Source organism: Rhodoferax fermentans, assembly GCF_002017865.1.
Classification (GTDB): Bacteria; Pseudomonadota; Gammaproteobacteria; order Burkholderiales; family Burkholderiaceae_C; genus Rhodoferax; species Rhodoferax fermentans.
This window is the reverse complement of the sequence record NZ_MTJN01000002.1, coordinates 2,775,566-2,798,028: the sequence shown is the minus strand read 5'-3', so window position 1 is coordinate 2,798,028 and position 22,463 is coordinate 2,775,566. Positions and strand designations below refer to the sequence as shown.

Below are 22,463 nucleotides of genomic sequence, written 5' to 3'. Positions count from 1 at the left end.
GAAGCGAGCAAGCAACGGGGGGAGTCATTTCTTCCAGGGGGCCTTGGTCAAACCCCAGACCGGACTGGAGATCGCCATGTCCATGTCACGGGCAAAGATGGCAAAGCCGTCATACCCGTGGTAGGGGCCGGAGTAGTCCCAGCTGTGCATCTGGCGGAACGGCACACCCATCTTCTGGAACACGTACTTTTCCTTGATGCCTGAGCCCACCAGGTCGGGCTTGATGCCTTCCACAAAGTGCTCAAACTCGTAACCCGTCACATCGTCATAAATCAGCGTGCTGTCTTTGACGTAGTGGGTGGTGCGCTGGTAGTCGTCGTTGTGGGCGAACTCGTAGCCGGTGCCCACAATTTCCATACCCAGGTCTTCGTAGGCGCCAATCACGTGACGCGGACGCAGACCGCCCACATACAACATCACTTTCTTGCCTTGCAGACGGGGTTTGTATTTGTCGATGACAGCCTGCATCAGCGGTTTGTACTTGGCAATCACCTCTTCGGCCTTGGCCTTGATGTTGTCGTCAAAGTGGCTGGCGATCTCGCGCAGGCTGGCTTCGATCTTGCTCGGGCCAAAGAAGTTGTACTCCACCCATGGGATGCCGTACTTTTCTTCCATGTGCCGGCTGATGTAGTTCATCGAGCGGTAGCAGTGCAGCACATTGAGCTTGGCCTTGGGGGTGTTCTCGATTTCAGCGATGGTGCCGTCACCGGACCACTGCGAGATCACACGCAGACCCATTTCTTCGAGCAGGATGCGGCTGGACCAAGCATCACCACCGATGTTGTAGTCACCAATGATGGCCACGTCATACGGTGTCGACACAAACTGCGAGGTGTGACCGGTGTCGGTGCGGTCGAACACCCAGTCGCGGATGGCGTCATTGGCCAGGTGGTGGCCCAGCGACTGGCTGACACCCCGGAAACCTTCACAACGCACGGGCACGATGGTCTTGCCTTCGTACTCCTTGCTCTTTTTCTTGGAGACGGCCTCGATGTCGTCACCAATCAGCCCAATCGGGCACTCGGATTGGATCGAGATGCCTTTGTTCAGCGGGAAAAGCACCTGGATCTCGTCGATGATTTTGTCGAGCTTCTTGTCGCCGCCAAAAACAATGTCCTTCTCCTGGAAGTCAGAGGTGAACTGCATCGTCACAAAGGAGTCGATGCCGGTGGTGCCAATGTAGTAATTGCGGCGATTGGCCCAGGAGTACTGGCCACACCCGACCGGGCCATGGCTGATGTGCACCATGTCCTTTATCGGGCCCCAGACCACCCCTTTGGAACCCGCATAGGCGCAGCCACGAATGGTCATCACGCCAGGCAGCGACTTGATGTTGGACTTGACCCCGCAATCGGGGCGACCTTCTTCAAAAGTGCTGAGGTGTTTGGCGCGCCGCTTGGCCATTTTTTCGGGGTAGGCCTTCAGCACTTCTTCAATCAGGGCCTTGTTGGTGGCCTTGCGCTCTTCAACGGTGGCGGTCATGGTGGTAACTCCGGTGATAAAAAAGTAGGCGTTGCTAGCGGTACTGCGGTCAGCGAGATACAGCGTTGCCAGGGGCCCCGCGGATCTGGCTATGCCAGGCCGCTGGGGCCGCCCCCTTGAGGGGGGATGCGGCTACACGCAGTGAGCAAGCAACGGGGGGTGGGCCAATTACGCGGCAGCCAGCTGCGCTGCGGCGGCTTGGGCAGCGGCCAGTTCTGCGGCGGCCTTGCCGACCAGGGATTCGTCGATCACATCCATGATCCCGAACTCCATCAGCATGTCTTCGAGCTGGTCCATCGTGATGGGGGTGGGGATGGTGCCGTTGCCCGCGTTGTTGTGGACCTTCTGCGCCAGCGTGCGGTATTCACCGGCCTGCTTGGAGTCAGGGGCGTATTCGATCACCGTCATACGACGCAGTTCGGCGTGTTGCACCACGTTGTCACGTGGCACAAAGTGGATCAGCTTGCTGCCCAACATGCCCGCCAGGGCGTCGGCCAGTTCGTATTCCTTGTCGGTCTTGCGCTCGTTACACACCAGGCCACCCAGACGCACACCACCCGAGTTGGCGTATTTCAGAATGCCCTTGGAGATGTTGTTGGCCGCGTACATGGCCATCATTTCGCCGGACATGACGATGTAGATTTCCTGCGCCTTGTTTTCGCGAATCGGCATGGCAAAACCGCCACACACCACGTCACCCAGCACGTCGTAGGACACATAGTCCACACCGTCATAGGCACCGTTTTCTTCGAGGAAGTTGATCGAGGTGATCACACCGCGGCCAGCGCAACCAACACCTGGCTCTGGGCCACCGGATTCAACACAACGGATGTTTTTGTAACCAATCTTCATCACGTCTTCGAGCTCCAGATCCTCCACGGAACCCGCTTCGGCGGCCAGTGACAGGATGGTGTCCTGCGCCTTGGCGTGCAGGATCAGACGGGTGGAGTCGGCTTTGGGGTCGCAGCCAACGATGAGGATTTTCTGGCCCAGGTCAGACAAGGCTGCCAGGGTGTTCTGGGAGGTGGTCGATTTGCCGATGCCACCTTTGCCGTAGAAGGCGATTTGCCGAAGTTTAGCCATTGCAGTACTCCAATCAGGAAGGGTTAAAAGAACCAAGCTTGCGTAGCCGCGACTTGTGTCTGCCTGGCGTGTCCGATGGTCTTCTTCTTGTAGTCACGTTTGGCTGGATGTGAGCCCGCGCAGCCTGTTCATTGCAGCTTCCGTGCCATGCCGTTTGGGCCACGCCTCAAAGCCGGTGTCACACCCTGTTTTCATTGGGAAAAGCTGTTTTTCTCAGGGCAAAAACCTGGCTTTCCGGGTTTTGTTAACTTCCCGACAAAACCCCTGACCGTGTCGCAAAAATCCCGGTCGTAAGCGCTTGGGATGTGTGTTTGTGTCGGGTTTGCAGCGGGTTTCAGGTTGGTACGGTCATTGCAGTTAGAGAGGGGCTTGTATCAAAGCTATCACTGCCAGCTCAACCACCCAAAGGACCTCCCATGACCGCCACCCTCGCCCGACCAGAGATCGACGACACCGCTTTTGCCCGCCTTGAAAACGAAGGGCGGCTGCTCAACCCCTTGCACAAAGCGATCACCGGCGTGCCCGGCCGCGTTGGTTTTCGGGGTGAGCTGGCGCTGCGTTTTGCCCCCAAGCTGGCCGACGAGGCGCGCCCACCCGAGCTGATGTGCCCCCAGGTCATGGCGATTGCCAATGTGGGCGAAAGTTTTGTGCCGTTTTTTGCCGGTTACCTGCTGAGTTTTGAGAGTCTCAAGGACGTGGCCGAGGTGCTGGGCGACACCTTGAGCGCCAACGGCAAGTACTTCTTGTTTTGCGACAACATCGACCTGTCCAAGAAATACCAGGTGCCCTACAACAACGCCACCTTCTACGTGTTGCCGATTCTGGAGTCCACCGTTTACAACGAGTTGCTGGACTTGTTGTACCTGGAGAAGAACGACCTCAAGAAAAAGGACACCGCTGGCAAGCTCGACGCGGTGGCCAATGCCGCCCTTAAGTTCAGCGCCAAATTTGAGAGCATCAGCTACGAGCAAGGATTGGCGCTGATGGGACCAGTGCGCAACCCCAACGAGAACCGTCCTGTTTGAGCGGTGGCTTCCTGCTGCGCAACCCGATCTTGCGCCTGCGATGCTCGCCGTATGGAAGTACGGCTGTGCTTCTCGCTCTGACATCGGGCTGGTCGCGACGCCATCCATTCGCTCAAACGTGAAAAACTGTTCATGGATGTCGACTCCGATGAACTTGATCAGCCCCAGCGCTGGTACGGCACCAACCTGGTGGGGGTGCCTTCGCTCTTACTCGGCAGCGCGGCGTTCAACGGCCACCCGGTGCCCCTGGCCATTGCGGGCACACGTGAGTCGCACATGGGGCTGTTTGCACTGCTGGAACGCAGCCAGGACCTAAGCGAGGCGCAGGACATGTTCACCCACTACATGGCGATTGCGTTTGGACTGCGCAAGCCTGATGCGGATGAGCTGCGCAGCATGGGCGCCTCGGAGCAGCGGCGCTGGCACAGCAGCTGGCGCAAGCTGCTGCAGGGCTGGGGCATGGATGCCAACGGTGTGGCGGGTGCGGTGCTCAAGGGTTGGGTCGAGAGCCGTTTTGGGCTGGTGCCGAGTTTTCACAAAGCGCCTCTGGTGCGTTTCCCCTCGCCAGCCTGGGTGACCTACTTGCAGGAAAAAACCGCCAGCCGTCACAACAATAACAACATCCACCAGCAACTCGATCTGCTGTACGAGTTCTGCCAATGGGCGTTGCGCCGTGGCCTGCTGCCGGGGGTCACACCAGAGAGCAAACACCTGCAGCTCTGGCGTGGCAGCAACCGCTGTGAAGAGCAGGTGATCCATGGCCGACTGCAAAACCGGTGCTGCACCGTGCGGCTCAACAACCTGGTGTCGTTCAGTCTGAGTGCGCAGGACGCCTCGGTGTTTGGCGACTGGGTGTTTGAGGTGCAGGTGCCGGTATGCAAGGTGCTGGTTTTTCCCGGCCTCTTGCCGGGCCAGGTGCTGCAGGGTGAGCAGGAGGTGCTGGCCCTGGGTGGCAACTACGAGGTCACGGCACGTTATGCGTGAACCCCTCGACCGCGCCCTGGGCGCTTACCTCGGTTTGGCCATTGGCGATGCACTGGGCGCCACGGTGGAGTTCATGCGCCCACGCGAAATCGCCCACCAATACGGTGTGCACCGCGACATCGTTGGTGGTGGCTGGCTCAAACTGGCGCGTGGTCAGGTCACCGACGACACCACCATGAGCCTGGCCCTCGGTGAGGCGCTGCTGCAAGCGGGTGCGCCCACGCTGATCGCCCATGCACATGGCGACGAGACCCTGACCCGGCGCATCGGCCAGGCCTATGTGCAGTGGTTCAAGGCCAAACCGGTGGACTGTGGCAACACCTGCCGTCGCGGCATCATGCGCTTCATGCACGAGGGCACACTCTCGGGTGAACTCAACCCCGGTGACGGCGGCAACGGCGCGCTGATGCGCAACCTGCCCGCCGTGCTGGCCACCCTGGGCCACGACGGCTTGTTTGAGCGCCTGTCGATCACTCAGGCGCGCCTCACCCACCACCACCCCTTGTCCGATGCCGCCACGCTGGGCCTGGGCCAGTTGCTGCGCCTGCTGCTCACCGGCGCCAGCCACCCAAGCTGCCAGGCCTGGGTGGCCCAGTGGGTGGCCAACAACCCGAGTTTTGGCTTCACCCCCTACCGGGGCCGCGCCACCGCCTATGTGGTCGACACGGTGCAGACCGTGCTGTACTTCCTGACCCAACACGAGGACTTCGAGGCCGCGATGGTGGCCACGGTGAACCAGGGCGACGACGCCGACACCACCGGCGCGCTGCTGGGCATGCTGGCCGGTGCCCGCTGTGGTGCCACCCGACTGCCGTCGCGCTGGTTGCAACGCCTGCGCCCCGACGTGGTACGCGCCATCACCGACCAGACCTATGGTCTGCTGGCGCTGGCGGCCAGTGTGAAGCCCGCGCCAAACACCCCCTCCTCTTGAGAACCTCGCCATGGCACACATCAGCTTTTATGAAAAACCCGGCTGTGGCGGCAACGCCAGACAAAAGGCTTTGTTACTCGCCGCCCACCACACCCTTGATGTCAAAAACCTGCTCCTGACCCCATGGACTGAGGAGGAGCTGCTCCTGTTTTTGAGCCCTCTGGCGGTGCCGGACTGGTTCAACCGTGCGGCACCCCAGGTCAAGTCCGGCGAGGTGGTGCCAGAGTCGCTCAGCGCCGATGCCGCGCTGGCGCTGCTGCTGGCACAGCCTTTGCTGATCCGTCGTCCGTTGATGGCTGTGGGTGAGCAACGCATGGTGGGCTTTGATACCGCTGCGGTGCACGCCTGGGTCGGCCTGGGTGAACAGGCGCCACAGCCTGGCTCGCTCGAAGGCTGCGCCGCTGCCGCAGGCCACTGCAGCTCACCCCTTTGAACCGGAGATCACCATGCCCCTGTATGACTACCAATGCCAGGCCTGCGGCCACCACTTTGAGGCGCTGGTGCGCTCTGGCAGCACCCCCGCCTGTCCAGCCTGCGCCAGCGTGGCGCTGACCAAATGTGTCTCGCCGATTGCCCCGGCCGGCAAGATCGAAGCCATCCGTATGGCACACCGCCGTGTTGCCGCCGCCCAGGGCCTGTTTGACAACTACAGCCCATCCGACAAAGCCAAACTGCTGCAAGGCAAGAAAAACATCTGATCTGACATGAACACCGTTGACCGCTACCGCAGCTTCAAAGGCATTGATTTCGACGGCCAGGCCGCCCGCATGATTGCCCGCATCGAGGCCCACACCCAGGGGCAAAACGACCCATTCTGGGCCTATTTCTTCCAGCGCCGCAACGCCACCGAAGGTATGCGTTACGACGACCAGTTGCTGCTGTCGAGTTTTGTCAACCAGATCCGCGAGCTGCTGGAGGCCCGACACGACGAGACCGGTCTGGCCTGGCTTGACCAGCTCGAAACCGAGTGTTTCTGAGCGCCCGGCACTGAACTGGGCGCCGCTGTTTTGGCGGCTTTGTCACACAACGGCGACGGCCTTGGGTGCACGCCGAACACGCCAGATACTCTCCAATTCAGAGCACTTAGCCCTTGATGCAAAAGGGCTAGGCGCCAAAATGACTTGTGAATCTCACAAAGCATGGGGCTCGGGCGCGTTATTTGCTTTTGTATACAGCGACCAGGGCACGTGTCGGTTTTGCGCCATCTGCCCACCCCTGTTTCACCACCGGCGCTGGCCCATGCCATCCGCCGAACCCTGTTGGAGGTTGGCATGTTCCAGGCACCTGCTGTCAAACCGTCTCACGATGTCCATGCGCCCTGCCCGTTTGCCAGCCAGCCCCAGGTGGCCTGGTCTGACGAGTTACCGACTGCGCTGCAGGCGCTGGTGGTGGTGCCGCTGCGCTTTCAGGTGTTTGAGGACTATGAGTTACGGGCGGGCCGGGTCACCGGCTGCGACCAACACCAGCAGCCTTGTTACTGTGCGTCGCACTTTGTGCTGACCGATCTGCGCTCGGACGACGACGATGTGTTCTACGAAGCCCCGGTGTACACCGAGTCGCAGACGGCCTGGCGTTTGCTGGATGGCCGCTGGCTGGTGTGTCACACCACGGTGGACCGGATTAAGCCCGGCGGGGTCCACACCCGTTATGTGCTGTCACCCACCATGCCACGCTAAGCCCGCCCCTGAAGGCCCGCGCCACACGCCAGGCCTGGCTGTTAACGCGCCTGCGCCACCCGGCGCTGGGTTTGTGCAGGCGCTGAGGTGAACGCCTTCAGACCGGCACACCCACAAACACGTGGCTGGCCTTGAACAGGACCGTGACCGGTGTGCCCTCAGCCAAGCAGAGTTCGGCCGCTGCGGCATTGGTGACCATCGCGCTGACGGTGGAGCCACCCGGCAAAGCCACCGTCACCTGGCAGTTAACCGCCCCCTTGAGCAAGGCGCTGACCGTGCCCTGGAGCTGGTTGCGGGCGCTGAAACGGTACTCCGGTGTGCCCGTGAGCAAGGTCACCCAGGGGGCTTTGACCACCGCCACCGCCTCTTTGCCGATGCCCAGGCCCAAAGAGCTCACGCTGGCTTCGGTCAGGGTGGCCACAATTTTGTCGCCTCCGGTGGTGGTGATTTCCACTTCGGCGTGGATCGGGCCTTCTTTGAGGGCGGTGACTTTGCCTTTGAACAGGTTTCTTGCGCTGATAGCCATTTTTCTACTTTCTTGGTTGATAAAAAAAGCCCGCATTTGGCGTGGCAACCCATGGTGTGCCAACCCGTTCGGTCTTTGCAAGCACAACGTCTCGGATACGCTGCTAGCCAGCTTGATGTGACACAAACAAACTCAAAATAAAGTGCCTGAGTGCACCGTCAGACGCAGCGGCTTGGCCTGGGTTGCAGCCAACGCACCAGCATCAGCAGGCCCAGGCAACAGCCGCCCAACAACGCGCTCAGCAGCGCACCCTGCGCGTAGTCCCCGGTGGTGACGGCGTTGAAAATCGCCAGCGACAACGTCTCAGTTCGGCCCAGGATGTTGCCGCCCAGCATCAGGCTGATGCCCACCTCACCCAAACCACGCGCCAGCGCCAGCAACACGCCGGTCAGCCAGGCGCTGCGGGCAATCGGCAGATGCACCAGCCAGAAGGCAGCAAAGGGTTTGCACCCCAGCGTCAACGCCGTTTCATGCCAGTCACGCGGCTGCGTTTGCAGGGCCGCCTGCAGTGTTTTGACCACCAGCGGCAAACCTGCAATAAAGGCCGCCAGCCACAGGCCCTGGAAGCTGAAGACAAACCCCACACCCAGTTCGACCAGCGTCTGGCCCAGCAGACTCTGGCGCCCGAGCAGCCACAACAGGGCAAAACCGATCACCACCGGTGGGAACGCGATCGGGATCGTCACCAGCGCGTCGAGCCAGCCCGGGCGTTTCAGGCCAAACACCAGCGCCCAGGCCAGCAGGGCCCCGGCCAGTGCGTAGGCAGGCGTCACCCACAAGGCCAGTCGGCCACTCAAAACCAAAGCCGCCCAGGCGTCTGGCGACAGGTTCACAAACCCGCACGGCGCAAAATGCCGCGCGCCACAGGTGTTTCCAAAAACAGAGCAAACTGCTGAGTATTGGTAAGGGCTAGCGTCGATTTTGATGCCTCAGCCATCGCTGCCACAATGGCCACCTCGGCATAACTGCCATCGCCACTGGGCAGCGTGATAAAACCACCCAACAGGTCCTTGGCCGCCAGGGCCTCGGTCAGGTTCACAAAACCCAGGTCAATCTCACCGGAGCTCAGGTAGGCACTGACCTGCGGCACCGTCGCCACCACCTTCAACCGTTCCTGCAGACCCTGCCACAGGCCTTGCGCCTGCAGCAGTTGTTTGGCCGCGTTGCCGTAAACGGCCTGCTGCGGGTTGGGCAAAGCCACCGACCAGGACGGCTGCGCCAGCATCTGCCGCAGCCCCGCCAAGCCGCTCAAACCATCCGGCACCGGCAGATGGCGCCGCCAGGCCAGCGTCAAGATACCTTGGCCCAGGGCCACACGCCGGGGCAACTGCAGGCCCTGCGCCTGGTCGATGAAACTGGCGTCCCCCACCAGGACGTCCACCCGGCCACTGGCCTGCGCCTGGGCAAACATCTGCTGCAGATTGCCATAACTGCGCTCCACCACCAGCCCGGTGGCCTGGGTGAAGGCGGCGCACAAGGCCTCGACCGGGCGTTTGTACCCGGCACCGGCCAGCACCAAGAGTGCAGCTTGCGCCTGCGCAGACGCACTGCGGGCGAGTCCTAGCCACAGGACACCAGCGGCTGCACCCAACAAGACCTGGCGCCGGTTCGGGCGGTCAGGCGCCGCCGGAGCACGCGGGTTGAACAGACTACGACCACGCCCGATGGGCGCCGCAGACAGACAGGACAAAGGTTTCATAAGGCAAGGCTCTCCAAACACACTTGGTATCCCACCCAGGCAGTCTCACCCAGGGCAAGCTGTGTCGTCATAGCCACATTGCTATAGCGATAGGGTCACATCGCAAGTTGAATGCCATGCAAAAAGGCACTTCCATTTGACATTTGTGTGGCATACCCGACATTTTTTGGTATCGTTATGTCGCTTAGTACACATCGCAATGACGAAAACTGCCAGACACTTCCGGCGAGACGATGCCGACTCGGCTACGCCACCGCCAGTGGTCTTTGGCAGCCATGACAGACGATTGGCGGAAGTTGACGGTCTGGTACGTTGTTTGCTTGGGTACATAACGAAGAACTGACTGAGACGACCTGAATGCCAAGCACACCCACCCAACTCACCGGCAAGTTTCACATCGACACCGCTTTGGGCAGCTTTCTGGGCGACAAACGCATCCGCCTGCTCGAAGCCATCGACAAATGTGGCTCCATCTCTCAAGCCGCCAAGGCGGTGCCCATGTCTTACAAGGCGGCCTGGGACGCGGTGGACGACATGAACAACGTGGCGCCTGAGCCGCTGGTCAACCGCTCGGCCGGTGGCCGCCACGGCGGTGGCACCGAACTCACGACCTTTGCGCGACGATTGATTGCGTTTTACCGCGCGCTCGAAAAAGAGTCCCAGCTGGCGCTCGAAAAACTCACCAGCAACCTCCAACAAAGTGGCGTCTGCGATGTGGACGACTTTCGGCAAGTCTTGAGGAGAATGTCCATGAAAACCAGCGCGCGCAACCAGTTTGCCGGCCCCGTCACCGCGCTCAAGGAAGGCGTGGTCGACACCGAGGTCAGCATCCGCCTGGCGCCCGACCTGCAACTCACCGCCATCGTGACCCGCGAGTCAGCCGAAAACCTCGGGCTGGCGTTGGGCCGTGATGTGCTGGCTTTTGTCAAAGCCTCGTCCATCTTGCTGATGGCCGGTGACGACGGCCAGATCTCGGCGCGCAACCGCTTTGCCGGCACCATCACCCACCTCCACCAAGGGCCGGTCAACGCCGAAGTCACGCTGGCCATGCCCGGTGGTCGGCATGTGATCACCGCGGTGATCACCGACGACAGTGTCAAGCGGCTCAAGCTCGCCGTGGGCCAGCCCTTGACCGCGGTGTTCAAAGCTTCCAGCGTCTTTCTGGCCGCTGTCGACTGATATTTGTTTTTTCCACAGGAGTTCCCATGAAAGCTTCCCACCTGCTGCCAGCCTTGCTGGCCTCCCTGATCTGTGCCGCCGTTGGTGCCCATGCCGACGAGGTCTCGGTCGCGGTGGCCGCCAACTTCACCACACCGATGAAACAGATCGCTGCCGACTTCGAGAAAGACACCGGCCACAAGCTGGTGGCTTCGTATGGCGCCACCGGCAAGTTTTACGCCCAGATCAAAAACGGCGCACCGTTTGAGGTGCTGCTGTCAGCCGACGACGAAACCCCGACCAAGCTGGTGAAAGAAAACGCCGCCGTTGCAGGCAGCCAGTTCACCTACGCGATTGGCACCCTGGTGCTGTGGTCGGCCAAACCGGCCATTGTGGACAACCAGGGCCAGGTTCTGAAAAACGGCGGCTTTGACCACCTGGCACTGGCCAACCCAAAACTCGCGCCTTATGGCGCTGCGGCGGTGCAGGCCATGCAGGCGCTGGGTGTGTATGAGAGCCTGAGCCCCAAAATTGTGATGGGTGAGAACATCAGCCAGACCCACCAGTTCATCAGCACCGGCAATGCCTTGCTCGGTTTTGTCGCACTGTCACAGGTGCTGGTCGACGGCAAGATCGAGGGCTCACACTGGGTGGTGCCGGCCAAACTGTATGCACCGATCCGCCAGGACGCGGTCATCCTGGACAAAGGCAAAGGCAAACCAGCGGCAGAAGCGCTGATCAAGTACCTCAAATCCGACAAGGCCAAAGCCGTCATCAAGACCTTTGGTTACGCCTTGTCCTGACAAGCGCCGCATGGTCGGCATGAAACTGGCTAGGCTGCTGCAGGATGTACTTCACAAGGATGTCAGGCCATGATGATTGCCATTGCCACCAAGGCCAACGGTACCCAGGTGTCCGGCCACGCCGGGCAAGCCACCGACTGGCTGGTCTATGACTGCCAGCCCGGTGCCCCTTTGCCCGAGCCGCAGCACATCCAGCTCACCAAGGCTCAGTTGCCGCATTACTTTCAAGACGACGGGCCGCACCCTTTGCATGGCGTGGAGGTGGTGGTGGCCGCCAGCGCAGGCGACGGCTACATCCGCCACATGGCCAAATGGGGGGCGCAGGTGCTGCTGACCGGCGAGAGTGATCCGTTAACCGCCCTCAAGAAAATTTTGGCGGGTGAGGCCCTGGCCGACACCCGCTTTGACATCACCACCACGCTGTGCAAGCTGCGTGACCTGTTCTCGCGTCATTGACATGCTTGCGCTGAACGACACCCAGCTACAGACCCTGCTGCAGGACGATGCGCCTTTTGGCGACATCACCACCGACAGCCTGGGTATCGGTACCTACATGGGCCAACTCAGTTTTTATGCGCGTTTGGCCATGACAGTGTGTGGCACCGAAGAAGCTTGCCGCCTGTTTGAACTCGCAGGTGCCCAGGCCACGCTGGTGCTGTCGTCGGGCGCAGCGGCTCAGGCGGGTGACTTGCTGCTGCAAGCACACGGCCCGGTCGCTGACTTGCACCGCGCCTGGAAAACCGCCCAGACCTTGGTCGAGTGGGCCAGCGGCATCGGCAGCGCCACAGCCAGCATCGTGGCCGCAGCCAACGGGGTGGCAGTGGCCTGCACCCGCAAAAATGTGCCAGGCACCAAAGCCTTGTCGGCCAAGGCGGTCAGGGCCGGTGGTGGCATCCTGCACCGGCTGGGCCTGTCGGAAACCATTCTGGTGTTTGCCGAGCATCGGCTGTATCTGAACGAGTCCCCGGTACAAACCATCGAACGGCTGCGCCGGGCGCAGCCTGAGAAAAAACTCGCGGTCGAGGTGGCCAATGTGAGTGAGGCGCTGGTGTGGGCGCAGGCAGGTGCCGAGGTGTTGCAGCTCGAAAAGTTCACACCCGAGGCCGTGTCCACCTGCCGCCAGGCTTTGGCAGACATCCAGCGACCGACCCGCCCCTTGCTCGCCGCCGCTGGTGGCATCCACGCTGGCAACGCAGCCGCTTATGTGGCCGCCGGGGCCGACTTTTTGGTGACCTCCGCACCCTACTGGGCACCACCCAGGGATGTGCAGGTGGTGTTTGGAGCCCGCCCATGAACACCCCCTTGGATCACCGCACCGTGCTGATGGCCGAGCTGCTGGCCCGGCCTGCGGCAGCACCCGCCGCCGCCGACCCGCTGCGTGTGGTGCTGGCCAGCCTGCTGGTGGGGCGCGCCCTGAACCAAGGGGTGCTGAGTGCCAAGCTGGGTTTGTCACAGGCGGATTTCGCCGCACTCTGGGACGCGTACTTTCCGGGTGAGCCGATGCCGCTGTTAGACGGCCCCTGCAAAGATTCGCTGGAGCTTGACGACATCCACCAGCTGCTGCTGGGCCACCGCGCAGGCAGCCAGGTGTCTGAACTTTGGCTGGCGCGCATTGTGGCCTGCGCCTGCTGCGGACGCGACCACCTGTGGCAGGACCTGGGCCTGGCCAACCGGGCTGAACTCTCAAGCCTGATGACTTTGGCATTTCCAACGCTGGCGGCATTGAATGTGGGCGACATGAAGTGGAAAAAATTCATCTACCGCCACTACTGCAGCACCGAGGGCATTTACCTCTGCCCGGCGCCCAGCTGTGGGGAATGCGCCGACCATGCCAAGTGTTTTTCACCCGAAACATGAAGCCTCTGTCGGACCGATCTGGAGAAGGCGCTAAGCTGACAGCATGTTGTTAACCCCTGATGACTTACAAGCCTTGTGGCTGACCGTGCGCCTGGCGGGCACGGTGACCTTGATCCTGCTGCTGCTGGGCACGCCTCTGGCCTGGTGGCTCGCGCGCGCCAAAGCCTGGTGGAAAGGGCCGCTCAGCGCGGTGGTGGCACTGCCGCTGGTGCTGCCACCCTCGGTGCTGGGCTTCTATTTGCTGCTGGCTATGGGCCCCAACGGCCCGGTGGGGCAGCTGACACAGACGTTAGGGCTCGGGTTGCTGCCCTTCACCTTCTGGGGGCTGGTGGTGGCCTCGGTGTTTTATTCGCTGCCGTTCATGGTACAGCCCTTGCAAACCGCGTTTGAGGCCATTGGTGAGCGACCGCTGGAGGTGGCGGCCACCTTGCGAGCCTCGCCGCTGGATGCGTTTTTCACCGTGGTGGTGCCGCTGGCGCGGCCGGGTTTTATGACTGCGTGTATTCTGACCTTTGCCCACACCGTGGGTGAGTTTGGTGTGGTGCTGATGATTGGCGGCAACATCCCGGGCGTGAGCCGTGTCGCCTCGGTGCAGATCTACGACCATGTCGAAGCTTTGGAGTACGTGGATGCCCATCGCCTGTCGGCGGTGATGCTGGTGTTTGCGTTTGTGGTGCTGCTGGCGCTCTACGCGCGGCGGCCCAAACCTGTCCGAGAAAGCTGAGATGGCGGGCATTCAGGCGCGTTTTCACATCGACTGGCCAGGCTTCACGCTAGACGTGGACCTGGACCTGCCCGCGCGCGGGGTGACCGCGCTGTTTGGCCACTCAGGATCTGGCAAAACCACGCTGCTGCGCTGTATTGCCGGGTTGGAACGCGCGCCGCATGGGCAGCTGCGGGTCAACGGCGAGGTCTGGCAGGATGACAGTCACTGGCTGCCCACCCACAAGCGACCGCTGGGCTATGTGTTCCAGGAGGCCAGCCTGTTCCCACACCTGACGGTGCTGGGCAACCTGCGTTACGGTCTCAAGCGCACAAACGCTGCGGCGCGCGTCAGCCTGGATCAGGCGATTGCCTTGCTGGGCATTGCTCACCTGCTGGATCGCCAGCCCGAGCATCTGTCAGGTGGGGAACGCCAGCGTGTCAGCATCGCACGCGCCCTGGCCTTGAGCCCACGCATTTTGCTGATGGACGAGCCCCTGGCCGCGCTGGACCTACAACGCAAACAGGAAATCCTGCCCTACCTGGAACGCCTGCACAGCGAACTCGACATTCCGGTGCTGTATGTCAGCCACGCGCCCGACGAGGTGGCGCGGCTGGCCGACTTCATCGTCGCTCTTGAAGGTGGCCGGGCCCTGGCCTGCGGTCCGCTTGGTGAGACGTTGGCGCGGCTGGATTTGCCGATTCGCCTCGGTGAAGACGCTGGTGTGGTGCTGGATGCGGTGGTGGCCGAGCGTGATGCCACCTGGCACCTGGCGCGTGTAACGTTCCCCGGTGGCAGCCTGTGGGTGCGCGACGGTGGCCACGCCCTGGGCAGCGCGGTGCGGGTGCGTATCCTGGCGCGTGATGTCAGCGTCGCCCTGCACCCGGTGTTTGATACCAGCATCCTCAACTGCCTGCCCGCCACGGTGGACCAGCTGGCGCCAGATGACCACCCGGCGCTGATGCTGCTGCGCCTGAAGCTCGGTGACTCACCGCTGATCGCCCGACTAACCCACCGCTCAGCCGCTGGCCTGGGCCTGGCCCCAGGCCAGCAGGTGTGGGTGCAGATCAAGGCGGTGGCGCTGATTGGTTAGCGCCTGGTTTAGCGATAAAAACAGGCTGCAGCCCTTATTGAACAAGGGCTATATGCTTCACTTGTCGCAGCAAGATGGTCGCCTGAGACCTGCCCGCTAAACCACGCCAGCGATGGCACCCGTCAATGGGTGACAAGCGACAAAACCGACAAAGCGGCGCTGCCACAGTTCTTGCTTGACACCCCCGTCTGCGCATCAGGCTTGTGGCATGGGGCCACGCCGAGCCACCCTGGCAAGACGGCGCCGGTGCAGTATGCACCGCAATTCATAGCATTCAACTCAAATAACACAAGGGCTACAGCATGGTTTCTGATACAACCCCTGCCGACCACACCCCCATGGCGCTCACCGACCTCTTTGTCCACAACCGGGTGATCCTCACCCACTTCGACAGTTACAGCGCGGCTTTGCTGTTCCCGCGCTGGGACCAGACCCTGCTGTGGCCCTCGGCCCTGCCGGGCGACGCCGTGCCGATGCGTTCACCCGCAATCATCACGCCCGAGTTTTCGGGTCAGGCAGTGCGCCAGGCGGTGATCGACTACTGCGGTTTTGATCCCACCACGCTGGAACGTGTCCAGGAGTTCAACCACTGGGCCAGCACAGAGAGCGGCCCGGTACGTATCCACCTGCTGCGTTTCACCACCCGCGACGCCCCCAAGGCAGCCATTGAGGCGCTGGGCGGCGAGTTCAAACCGATCAGCCTGCTGCGCAGCAGCGCCATGAGTGAACTGGTGTTGCTGCGTGAGGTGTTCAACCTGATCGTCAGCGCGGGTGTGCCCTGAGTTCTGACCCGGCCGACAATGGGGGGCATGAACACTTTTTTGCCCTCTATCGCACGCAGCGCCCTGCCATCACGCTGGCTCGCCCCCTGTGTGCTGGCCTGCCTGGGCCTGGCCGCGTGCACCACGCCACCCCAACCCACCGACCCCCAAACCGCACCGCCAGCCCAGCAGACCACTGCGGCAAACGCAGCCTCGGCAGACCTGGACGTTCATGCCCAACAGTTTGCGCGCTGGGTGGCGGAGTTCAGCGACAGTGCCCGTGCCGCTGGCATCGACGAAGCCACGCTGCACAGTGCGTTTGACACCGTTCGTTTTGTACCTCGCGTGATCGAGCTGGACCGCGCCCAGCCCGAGTTCAACCGGACGGTGTGGGACTACCTTGACTACGCGGTGTCCAAACAACGTGTGATACGCGGTCAAGACAAGCTCGAACAATCGCGCACGGACATCGAGGCCGCAGCGCGCCGTTACGGCGTCCCAGCGGAGATCCTGGTGGCGATCTGGGGCATGGAGAGCAACTACGGCAGCTTCATGGGCGACATACCCACCATCGATGCACTGGCCACATTGGGCTTTGAAGGCCGACGCGGGCCCTGGGCGCGCGGGCAATTGCTTGCCGCGCTAAAGATGCTGCAAAACCACGAGGTTGAACGCGACCAGATGATCGGGTCGTGGGCCGGCGCCATGGGCCAGACCCAGCTGCTGCCCTCCAACTACCTGGCCTATGCGATCGACGCTGACGGTGATGGCCGCCGTGACATCTGGGCCAGCCTGCCCGATGTCATGGGCTCCACCGCCCATTTCCTGGCCAAATCCGGCTGGCAGGTCAATCAGCCCTGGGCGGTCGAGGTGCGTTTGCCAGCAGGATTCGACTATGCAAGCGCCGACGGTGAGCTGCGCCAGCCAAGCTCAACTTGGCAACAACAAGGTATGCAGTCGCTCGACGGCGGCCCCTTGCCTGATCTGCCCGACAGTGCGCTGCTTCTGCCAGCCGGTGCACGCGGCCCGGCCTTCCTGGTCGGCGCCAACTTCCGCGCCATCCTGCGTTACAACAACGCCACCAGTTACGCGCTGGCGGTGGGCCTGCTGGCCCAACAACTGGCGGGCGGCCCCGGCGTACAAGCCCCCTGGCCGCGCGATGTACAAGCCCTGTCACGCACGCAGTTGCAGGCTTTGCAGAGCGCACTCAACACCCGTGGTTTTGACAGTGGCGCCGCCGACGGCGTGATGGGCCCGGCCACACGCCGCGCCATTCGTGCGTACCAACGCAGCGTGGGTCTGGTGCCCGATGGTTACCCCACCCTGGAGCTACTGACCCAACTGCCGTGAGCGCGTGGCCAGGCGCGGTCTGGCCCACCGCCTAACTGATCCCCAGCCGTTCCTTGATCTCGGGCAACAGGCGTCGGCTGATCGGAATGACGCGACCCCGTTGCGTGACAAACTCGGCCAGACCACTCTCCAAATATTGCAGTTTGTGCACCAGGTCGATGTTCACAAGGTACTGCCGATGGCAGCGCAGCAGGCCGGTGCGTTGCTGCAGGATGTTCAGGCGCAAGGCGGTGGGGCGCTCCTGGCCATCGGTGTCTGACACATAAATACCGGTGCTGCGTGCTTCCACAAACTCGACATCACTCGCCTTCACAAAAATCACGCTGTTCTGGCTGAAGCAAGGGATCTGGCGCAAATGGTTGGCCTCGGGCAACACGCTGAAGTCCTGCCTGAAAAAGCTGTTACGCAAACGCTCCAGCGTCAGCTCCAGGCGGTCGGCGGTGACCGGTTTGAGCAGGTAGTCAAACGCGTTTTTCTCAAACGCCCGCACCGCATACTCGTCATAAGCGGTCAGAAAAACAATCTGCGGCATGGTCTGCGGGTCCAGCATGCCCAGCATCTCGATACCGGTGATTTGCGGCATCTGGATGTCGAGAAACACCACATCCGGCTTGTCGACATGGATGCGGGTCAGGGCGTCGATGGCATTGCCACATTCGCCCAGAATCTGGATGTCTTTGGATGGCTCCAGGGTGCGCCGCAACTCGCGCCGCGCAAAGGGTTCGTCGTCAACGATCAGGGCGGTCATCATCTCAGGTCAAAGCCTCCATGGGGATGCGAACAGTGGCTCGGGTCGACACCTGGCGCTCACAAGCCATGGTCACGCCAAAGGATTCACCGTAGCGGTTTTTGATGCGCCGATCCACGATGTTCATGCCCAGGCCGCCACCGCCGGGCTGGGGATCATAAAGGCCGGCGTTGTCCTCCACCACCAGGAAGATCGCCTGGCCGTCCTGATGGGCCCGGATGCAAATCCGTCCGACGCGGATCATTTGCCCGGTACCGTGTTTGATCGCGTTCTCGACCAGCGGCTGCAAGGTGAACGCGGGGACATGCACACCCAGCAGCGGCTCGGGGATGTCGATCTCGACCGAGAGCCGATCTTCGAAGCGTGCCAACTGGATACCCAGATAGGCCTTGGTGTGCTCGATTTCTTCGGACAGCACCACGTCCTCGGTCGGGCGCTTGAGGTTCTTGCGCAGAAACACCGCCAGATCACTCAACAAGGAGCGCGCCTTGGCGGGGTCATCGTGGGTGATCGCAATGATGGTGTTCAGGGTGTTGAACAGGAAGTGCGGGTTCACCTGGGCGTGCAAGAGCTTGAGCTCCGACTCCAGCAACAGGCTCTTCTGCCGCTCGTAACGTCCGTCCAGGATCTGGCTAGACAGCAACTTGGCAATGCCTTCGCCAAGCGTGCGGTTGATGGTAGAGAAAATCCGGGTCTTGGGCTCGTAGAGTTTGATGGTGCCGATCACCTGCCGGTTCTCACCCACCAGCGGAATCACCAGCGAGGAGCCGAGTTTGCAATGTGGGCTCAGCGAACACTGGAACGGGACTTCGTTGCCGTCGGCAAAAATCACCTCGTTGCAGCTGATGGCGTGGAGGGTGTGCTGCGACGCAATCGGGGTGCCTGTCAGATGGTGGTCGGCACCGATGCCGATGAAAGCCAGGATCTTCTCGCGGTCGGTGATGGCCACCGCACCGACACCAGTTTGTTCGTAAATGATGCGCGCCACACGCATGCTGTTTTCCTGGTCGAAACCATCGCGCAACACACCGTCCACATGCGCGGCAATCTCCAGCGCCTTGGCCGAGAACGCGCGCGACTGGCGGTCAATGCTGTCGCGCCGATCCAGCAGGATCTTGACAAACACCGCCGCACCGGCGGAGTTGGCAATGAGTTCGGGCAGTGCAATCAGGGTGACGATATCCAGCGCCTCGGCGAAGGGTCGCGACAGCGCCAGATCAATGCCCAACTCGATCAGGATGGTGACAAAGGTCAACCCACCTGCCAACAAGGGGCTGAACAGCAGCCGGGTCTTGCCACGCTTGATCAAATAGCGGTGGGTCAGACCACCCGCTAGCCCTTGCATCACGATATCGATGGACGCCGCCAGACCAAAGGAGCCGCCCAGGGTGTAGCGGTGCAGCCCCCCCGTGATGCCAACCGCCAGTCCCACCACCGGCCCACCGAGCAAACCGCCCAGCACCGCGCCAATCGCCGGGGTGTTGGCGATCGCATTGCCACTGACCACGGGCAGCCCGAGCAAGGTCCCCATGATGCAGAAGGCCGAAAAAATCAGATAACAGGCGATCCGGTGAGGCCAGCGAATGCTGGCCCGGGTCAGGGGGATGAACAAGCGTGTCCGGCTCAGCGCATATGCCACCACCAGATAGACGCACATCTGCTGCAGCAGCAAGACCGACAGTGAGGCAATCGATTGCAAGTTCAACGCGGAACCCTTTGCGGTACGGGTGAGGCAGCGGCTTGTGTCAAGGCGCCCAGCAAATGCACTCGGGCTCGGGGTCAGCTGCCACCGAAGGTATCGGTGCCAACATTTTCAGGGCCAAGCCGCCACAGGAGGTTTCACGGTATTTGGGATTCATGTCTTTGCCAACTTCAAACATCACCTCGATCACTTTGTCGAGGGGAACAATCGGTTCGCTGGTACGACACAGCGCCATGCGCGCCGCATTGATGGCTTTGACCGCACCCATCGCATTGCGCTCGATACACGGGATTTGCACCTGCCCGCCAACCGGGTCACAGGTGAGGCCCAAATTATGTTCCATGGCAATTTCCGCGGCGATGCAGACCTGCTCGGGCGAGCCGCCCAGCAACTCGGCCAGACCGGCCGCCGCCATCGAACACGCCACCCCGACTTCCCCCTGGCAACCCACTTCGGCACCGGAGATCGACGCATTGCGTTTGAACAAACCACCAATGGCGGCGGAGGCCAGAAAGAAGCGGTTGCAACTGTCTTCGTCGAGCTTGTGGATGAACTGGTCGTAGTAGGCCAGCACCGCCGGCACGATGCCACAGGCACCATTGGTCGGTGCGGTGACCACGCGGCCGCCAGCGGCGTTTTCTTCAGACACCGCCAGTGCAAACATATTGACCCAGTCGATGATATTCATCGGGTCTTTGGACAGTGGTCCGGCCGAGCTCAGCCGCCGGTGCAGCGCCACCGCTCTGCGCGGCACACGAAACGGACCGGGCAACACACCTTCGGTCTTCATGCCGCGCTCCATACACTGGGACATCCGCGCCCAGATGTTGCCAAAGTAGCTGCTGATCTCTTGCTGGGTGTGCAGACACAGCTCGTTCTCCAACACCAGACCAGACAGGGACAGACCTGTGCGGCGGCATTGGGCCAGTAGCTCCGCGGCATTGGTATAGGGATACGGAGCGGCAGCCTCGGTGTCATCTGCGCTGGTGGCGCAGCCATCCTCGATGACAAAACCACCTCCAATCGAGTAGTAGTTTTTGTCCAGCAACAGGCGCTCTCCGGCAAAGGCTTTCAGGGTGAGGCCGTTTTCGTGCCTGGGCAGGTTGGAGTGGTGGAAGGTCATGGCCGTGCGCCCGAAGTCCACCTCGGGGCCATCCAGCCCGAGCTGGATGCGCTGGGTGCTGCGCACCTTCTGGATCAAGCCGGGGATGGCGCCCACATCAATGGTGTCCGGCAGCTCCCCCATCAGACCCAGCAACAGGGCCACATCGGTCTTGTGGCCCAGCCCGGTCAGGGCCAGAGAGCCATACACATCGATCACGACCGAAGTGGCTTGGGCCAGTTTGCCCAGCCCGCGCAGATCATCCACAAAACGCCTGGCGGCATTCATCGGGCCAAGGGTGTGGGAGCTGGAGGGGCCGATCCCGACCTTGTAGAGGTGAAACATGCTGATCATGGTGTGAATTCCAGTTTGAAACGGAGGCTCTTGCCAGCGCCGCCAGTCCAGTTGGCTTGGGGCGCGAAGGCAAAAGGAAGCGTTGGTTGACGATCAGAGGCCGAGCAGGGAGTAGAAGATCGCTGACATCGCCACGGCACCGATGAACAGCACCAGGACATTGGTCGGGTTGTTGGCATATTTGCGCATCGACGGCACTTTGCGGATCGCGTACATCGGCATCACAAACAGCAGGGCCGCGATGACCGGGCCACACAGGGACTCGATCATGCCCAGGATGCTCGGGTTGAGCGTGGCCACAACCCAGATCGTCACGAACATGAACAGCATGCTGTAGCGGTTGATGGTCTTGGTGCTGGCCGACTTTTTGCGGCTTTCGAGTTGTTGTGCAATAAAACCGTTCAGGCCTTCACGTGCGCCCAGGTAGTGGCCGAGGAAGGACTTGGACATCGCAATAAAGGCCACCATCGGCGCAATCAGGGCCACGTAGGGGTTCTGGAACTTGTTGCCGATGTAGGACAGGATAGAAATGTTCTGGTCTTTGGCTGCGGACAGATCGGCTGGAGACAGTGCAAACACACAGCTGAAGACAAAAAACATCACCACCACCACCATCAGCAAAGCCGCGTACTTTTCAATGCGATCAGCTTTTTTGACCGCGCTGTTGCCGTACTGCAGTTGCTGTGCCACCGCAAAACGGGAGATCACCGGCGAGTGGTTGAAGGAAAACACCAGAACCGGAATACTCAGCCACAGCGTCACGCTGAACTTGCTGGCCGACGGCACACCTTGCAGCACCGCGCCATTCCATTCGGGAACCAGGAACAAGCCCAGGCCGATCAGAACAAAGATGAAGGGGTAGACCAGCCAGCCCATGACACGCACCACCATCTGCTCACTGGCGCAGACAATACCGATCAAGCCTGCCGTCAGGACAAAGGACAGAAGCACACGTGGCAAAGCCGCCATGCCCATCTGGTGCACCATGAAGGATTCGACCGTGTTGGTCAGCCCAACACCGTAGAGCAACAGGATCGGCAAGATCGTGAAGAAATAGAGCAGCGTGATCAGCTTGCCAGCCATCGGGCCAAAATGCTCGCCCACCACCTCGGTGATGTCACTGCCAGGTTTGGACGACGACAGAATGAAGCGGATCAAACCACGATGCGCCAGGTACGTCATCGGAAAAGCCAGGACCGCCATGACCAACAGGGGCCAGATGCCACCCAAACCTGCGTTGATCGGCAGGAACAAAGTGCCCGCACCAATGGCGGTTGCAAACAGGCCCAGAACCCATGTTCTGTCGTGGGCCGTCCATGATGACGCGGCGACGGGGCGGAAGGTGCCGCCGTCTAGGGTGTTGCTGATGGACATAACTACTACTCCTTTTTGATGGCCGTGATCGTTGAAGCTGACCTCGGATGCG

At 61.5% G+C, this 22,463-nt stretch carries 25 protein-coding genes; 16 read left to right on the top strand and 9 right to left on the bottom strand.

The annotated features are described in order from the left end of the window. Positions 1-24: 24 nt before the first annotated feature. Together nifD and nifH are read right to left on the bottom strand one after the other, a co-directional pair. On the bottom strand, positions 25-1,482 hold the full coding sequence (gene nifD, locus RF819_RS13130) for a nitrogenase molybdenum-iron protein alpha chain (protein ID WP_078365408.1): 1,458 nt from the start codon (positions 1,480-1,482) through the stop codon (positions 25-27). 168 nt (positions 1,483-1,650) lie between these two features. Continuing rightward, positions 1,651-2,565, bottom strand: coding sequence for a nitrogenase iron protein (nifH, locus tag RF819_RS13125; RefSeq protein ID WP_078365407.1), 915 nt, complete (start codon positions 2,563-2,565; stop codon positions 1,651-1,653). A 416-nt stretch (positions 2,566-2,981) separates the two neighbouring features. Here nifH and RF819_RS13120 point away from each other — a divergent pair, with 416 nt between their 5' ends. The 7 genes from RF819_RS13120 (at position 2,982) to RF819_RS13090 (ending at position 7,181) form a co-directional block, all read left to right on the top strand. Then, positions 2,982-3,590 carry a hypothetical protein gene (locus RF819_RS13120; RefSeq protein WP_078365406.1) on the top strand — a complete coding sequence of 203 codons (609 nt, stop codon included), beginning with the start codon at positions 2,982-2,984 and terminating at the stop codon, positions 3,588-3,590. 132 nt (positions 3,591-3,722) lie between these two features. Further along, positions 3,723-4,574 (top strand): NAD(+)--dinitrogen-reductase ADP-D-ribosyltransferase, encoded by an 852-nt coding sequence (locus tag RF819_RS13115; RefSeq protein ID WP_078365405.1) that lies wholly within the window; start codon positions 3,723-3,725, stop codon positions 4,572-4,574. Beyond that, a complete protein-coding gene (gene draG, locus RF819_RS13110; protein ID WP_078365404.1) occupies positions 4,567-5,505 on the top strand; it encodes an ADP-ribosyl-[dinitrogen reductase] hydrolase in 939 nt (312 codons plus the stop codon). Before RF819_RS13115 ends, draG begins: the two co-directional genes overlap by 8 nt. A gap of 10 nt (positions 5,506-5,515) precedes the next feature. After that, on the top strand, positions 5,516-5,938 hold the full coding sequence (locus RF819_RS13105) for an ArsC/Spx/MgsR family protein (protein WP_078365403.1): 423 nt from the start codon (positions 5,516-5,518) through the stop codon (positions 5,936-5,938). A 13-nt stretch (positions 5,939-5,951) separates the two neighbouring features. Continuing rightward, positions 5,952-6,203 (top strand): FmdB family zinc ribbon protein, encoded by a 252-nt coding sequence (locus tag RF819_RS13100; protein ID WP_078365402.1) that lies wholly within the window; start codon positions 5,952-5,954, stop codon positions 6,201-6,203. Positions 6,204-6,209: 6 nt separating this feature from the next. Next, the gene (gene cowN, locus RF819_RS13095) at positions 6,210-6,482 is read left to right on the top strand and encodes a N(2)-fixation sustaining protein CowN (RefSeq protein WP_078365401.1); all 273 of its coding nucleotides are present in this window, start codon (positions 6,210-6,212) and stop codon (positions 6,480-6,482) included. 210 nt (positions 6,483-6,692) lie between these two features. Next, positions 6,693-7,181 (top strand): hypothetical protein, encoded by a 489-nt coding sequence (locus RF819_RS13090; protein ID WP_078365400.1) that lies wholly within the window; start codon positions 6,693-6,695, stop codon positions 7,179-7,181. Positions 7,182-7,278: 97 nt separating this feature from the next. On the opposite strand, the gene RF819_RS13085 is transcribed toward RF819_RS13090, so the two are convergent. From RF819_RS13085 to RF819_RS13075, 3 genes are all read right to left on the bottom strand, one after another. After that, positions 7,279-7,707, bottom strand: coding sequence for a TOBE domain-containing protein (locus tag RF819_RS13085; RefSeq protein WP_078365399.1), 429 nt, complete (start codon positions 7,705-7,707; stop codon positions 7,279-7,281). A 158-nt stretch (positions 7,708-7,865) separates the two neighbouring features. Further along, complete coding sequence (locus tag RF819_RS13080) at positions 7,866-8,540, bottom strand: molybdate ABC transporter permease subunit (RefSeq protein WP_078365398.1); 675 nt, start codon at positions 8,538-8,540, stop codon at positions 7,866-7,868. Beyond that, positions 8,537-9,406: a molybdate ABC transporter substrate-binding protein gene (locus RF819_RS13075; RefSeq protein ID WP_078365397.1), complete on the bottom strand. Its 870-nt coding sequence runs from the start codon at positions 9,404-9,406 to the stop codon at positions 8,537-8,539. Before RF819_RS13075 ends, RF819_RS13080 begins: the two co-directional genes overlap by 4 nt. A gap of 357 nt (positions 9,407-9,763) precedes the next feature. Between RF819_RS13075 and RF819_RS13070 the strand changes: the two genes are divergently transcribed. The 9 genes from RF819_RS13070 to RF819_RS13030 all read left to right on the top strand — a co-directional run bounded on the left by RF819_RS13070 (position 9,764) and on the right by RF819_RS13030 (position 17,131). After that, positions 9,764-10,585: a TOBE domain-containing protein gene (locus RF819_RS13070; RefSeq protein WP_078365396.1), complete on the top strand. Its 822-nt coding sequence runs from the start codon at positions 9,764-9,766 to the stop codon at positions 10,583-10,585. A gap of 26 nt (positions 10,586-10,611) precedes the next feature. Then, positions 10,612-11,367, top strand: a complete 756-nt coding sequence (gene modA, locus RF819_RS13065; protein WP_078365395.1) for a molybdate ABC transporter substrate-binding protein — start codon at positions 10,612-10,614, stop codon at positions 11,365-11,367. Positions 11,368-11,436: 69 nt separating this feature from the next. Continuing rightward, positions 11,437-11,823 (top strand): NifB/NifX family molybdenum-iron cluster-binding protein, encoded by a 387-nt coding sequence (locus tag RF819_RS13060; RefSeq protein WP_078365394.1) that lies wholly within the window; start codon positions 11,437-11,439, stop codon positions 11,821-11,823. Position 11,824: 1 nt separating this feature from the next. Then, on the top strand, positions 11,825-12,661 hold the full coding sequence (gene modD / locus RF819_RS13055) for a ModD protein (RefSeq protein WP_078365393.1): 837 nt from the start codon (positions 11,825-11,827) through the stop codon (positions 12,659-12,661). Then, a complete protein-coding gene (locus RF819_RS13050) occupies positions 12,658-13,224 on the top strand; it encodes a nitrogen fixation protein NifQ (RefSeq protein ID WP_078365392.1) in 567 nt (188 codons plus the stop codon). Before modD ends, RF819_RS13050 begins: the two co-directional genes overlap by 4 nt. Before the next feature lie 43 nt (positions 13,225-13,267). Next, positions 13,268-13,948 carry a molybdate ABC transporter permease subunit gene (modB, locus tag RF819_RS13045; RefSeq protein ID WP_078365391.1) on the top strand — a complete coding sequence of 227 codons (681 nt, stop codon included), beginning with the start codon at positions 13,268-13,270 and terminating at the stop codon, positions 13,946-13,948. A gap of 1 nt (position 13,949) precedes the next feature. Continuing rightward, a complete protein-coding gene (modC, locus tag RF819_RS13040) occupies positions 13,950-15,020 on the top strand; it encodes a molybdenum ABC transporter ATP-binding protein (RefSeq protein ID WP_078365390.1) in 1,071 nt (356 codons plus the stop codon). Between the two features lie 302 nt (positions 15,021-15,322). Beyond that, entirely contained in the window at positions 15,323-15,802 is a 480-nt protein-coding gene (locus tag RF819_RS13035) for a hypothetical protein (protein WP_242473284.1), read from the top strand. A 27-nt stretch (positions 15,803-15,829) separates the two neighbouring features. Continuing rightward, on the top strand, positions 15,830-17,131 hold the full coding sequence (locus RF819_RS13030; protein ID WP_200224455.1) for a lytic murein transglycosylase: 1,302 nt from the start codon (positions 15,830-15,832) through the stop codon (positions 17,129-17,131). Between the two features lie 31 nt (positions 17,132-17,162). Here the strand turns inward: RF819_RS13030 and btsR are convergent, their stop codons facing one another. From btsR to RF819_RS13010, 4 genes are all read right to left on the bottom strand, one after another. After that, the gene (gene btsR, locus RF819_RS13025; RefSeq protein WP_244899903.1) at positions 17,163-17,879 is read right to left on the bottom strand and encodes a two-component system response regulator BtsR; all 717 of its coding nucleotides are present in this window, start codon (positions 17,877-17,879) and stop codon (positions 17,163-17,165) included. A 4-nt stretch (positions 17,880-17,883) separates the two neighbouring features. After that, the gene (locus tag RF819_RS13020) at positions 17,884-19,584 is read right to left on the bottom strand and encodes a sensor histidine kinase (protein ID WP_242473282.1); all 1,701 of its coding nucleotides are present in this window, start codon (positions 19,582-19,584) and stop codon (positions 17,884-17,886) included. Positions 19,585-19,624: 40 nt separating this feature from the next. Further along, entirely contained in the window at positions 19,625-21,037 is a 1,413-nt protein-coding gene (locus RF819_RS13015) for an L-serine ammonia-lyase (protein ID WP_078365386.1), read from the bottom strand. Positions 21,038-21,130: 93 nt separating this feature from the next. Next, a complete protein-coding gene (locus RF819_RS13010; RefSeq protein WP_078365385.1) occupies positions 21,131-22,411 on the bottom strand; it encodes an SLC5/6 family protein in 1,281 nt (426 codons plus the stop codon). Positions 22,412-22,463 lie beyond the last annotated feature (52 nt).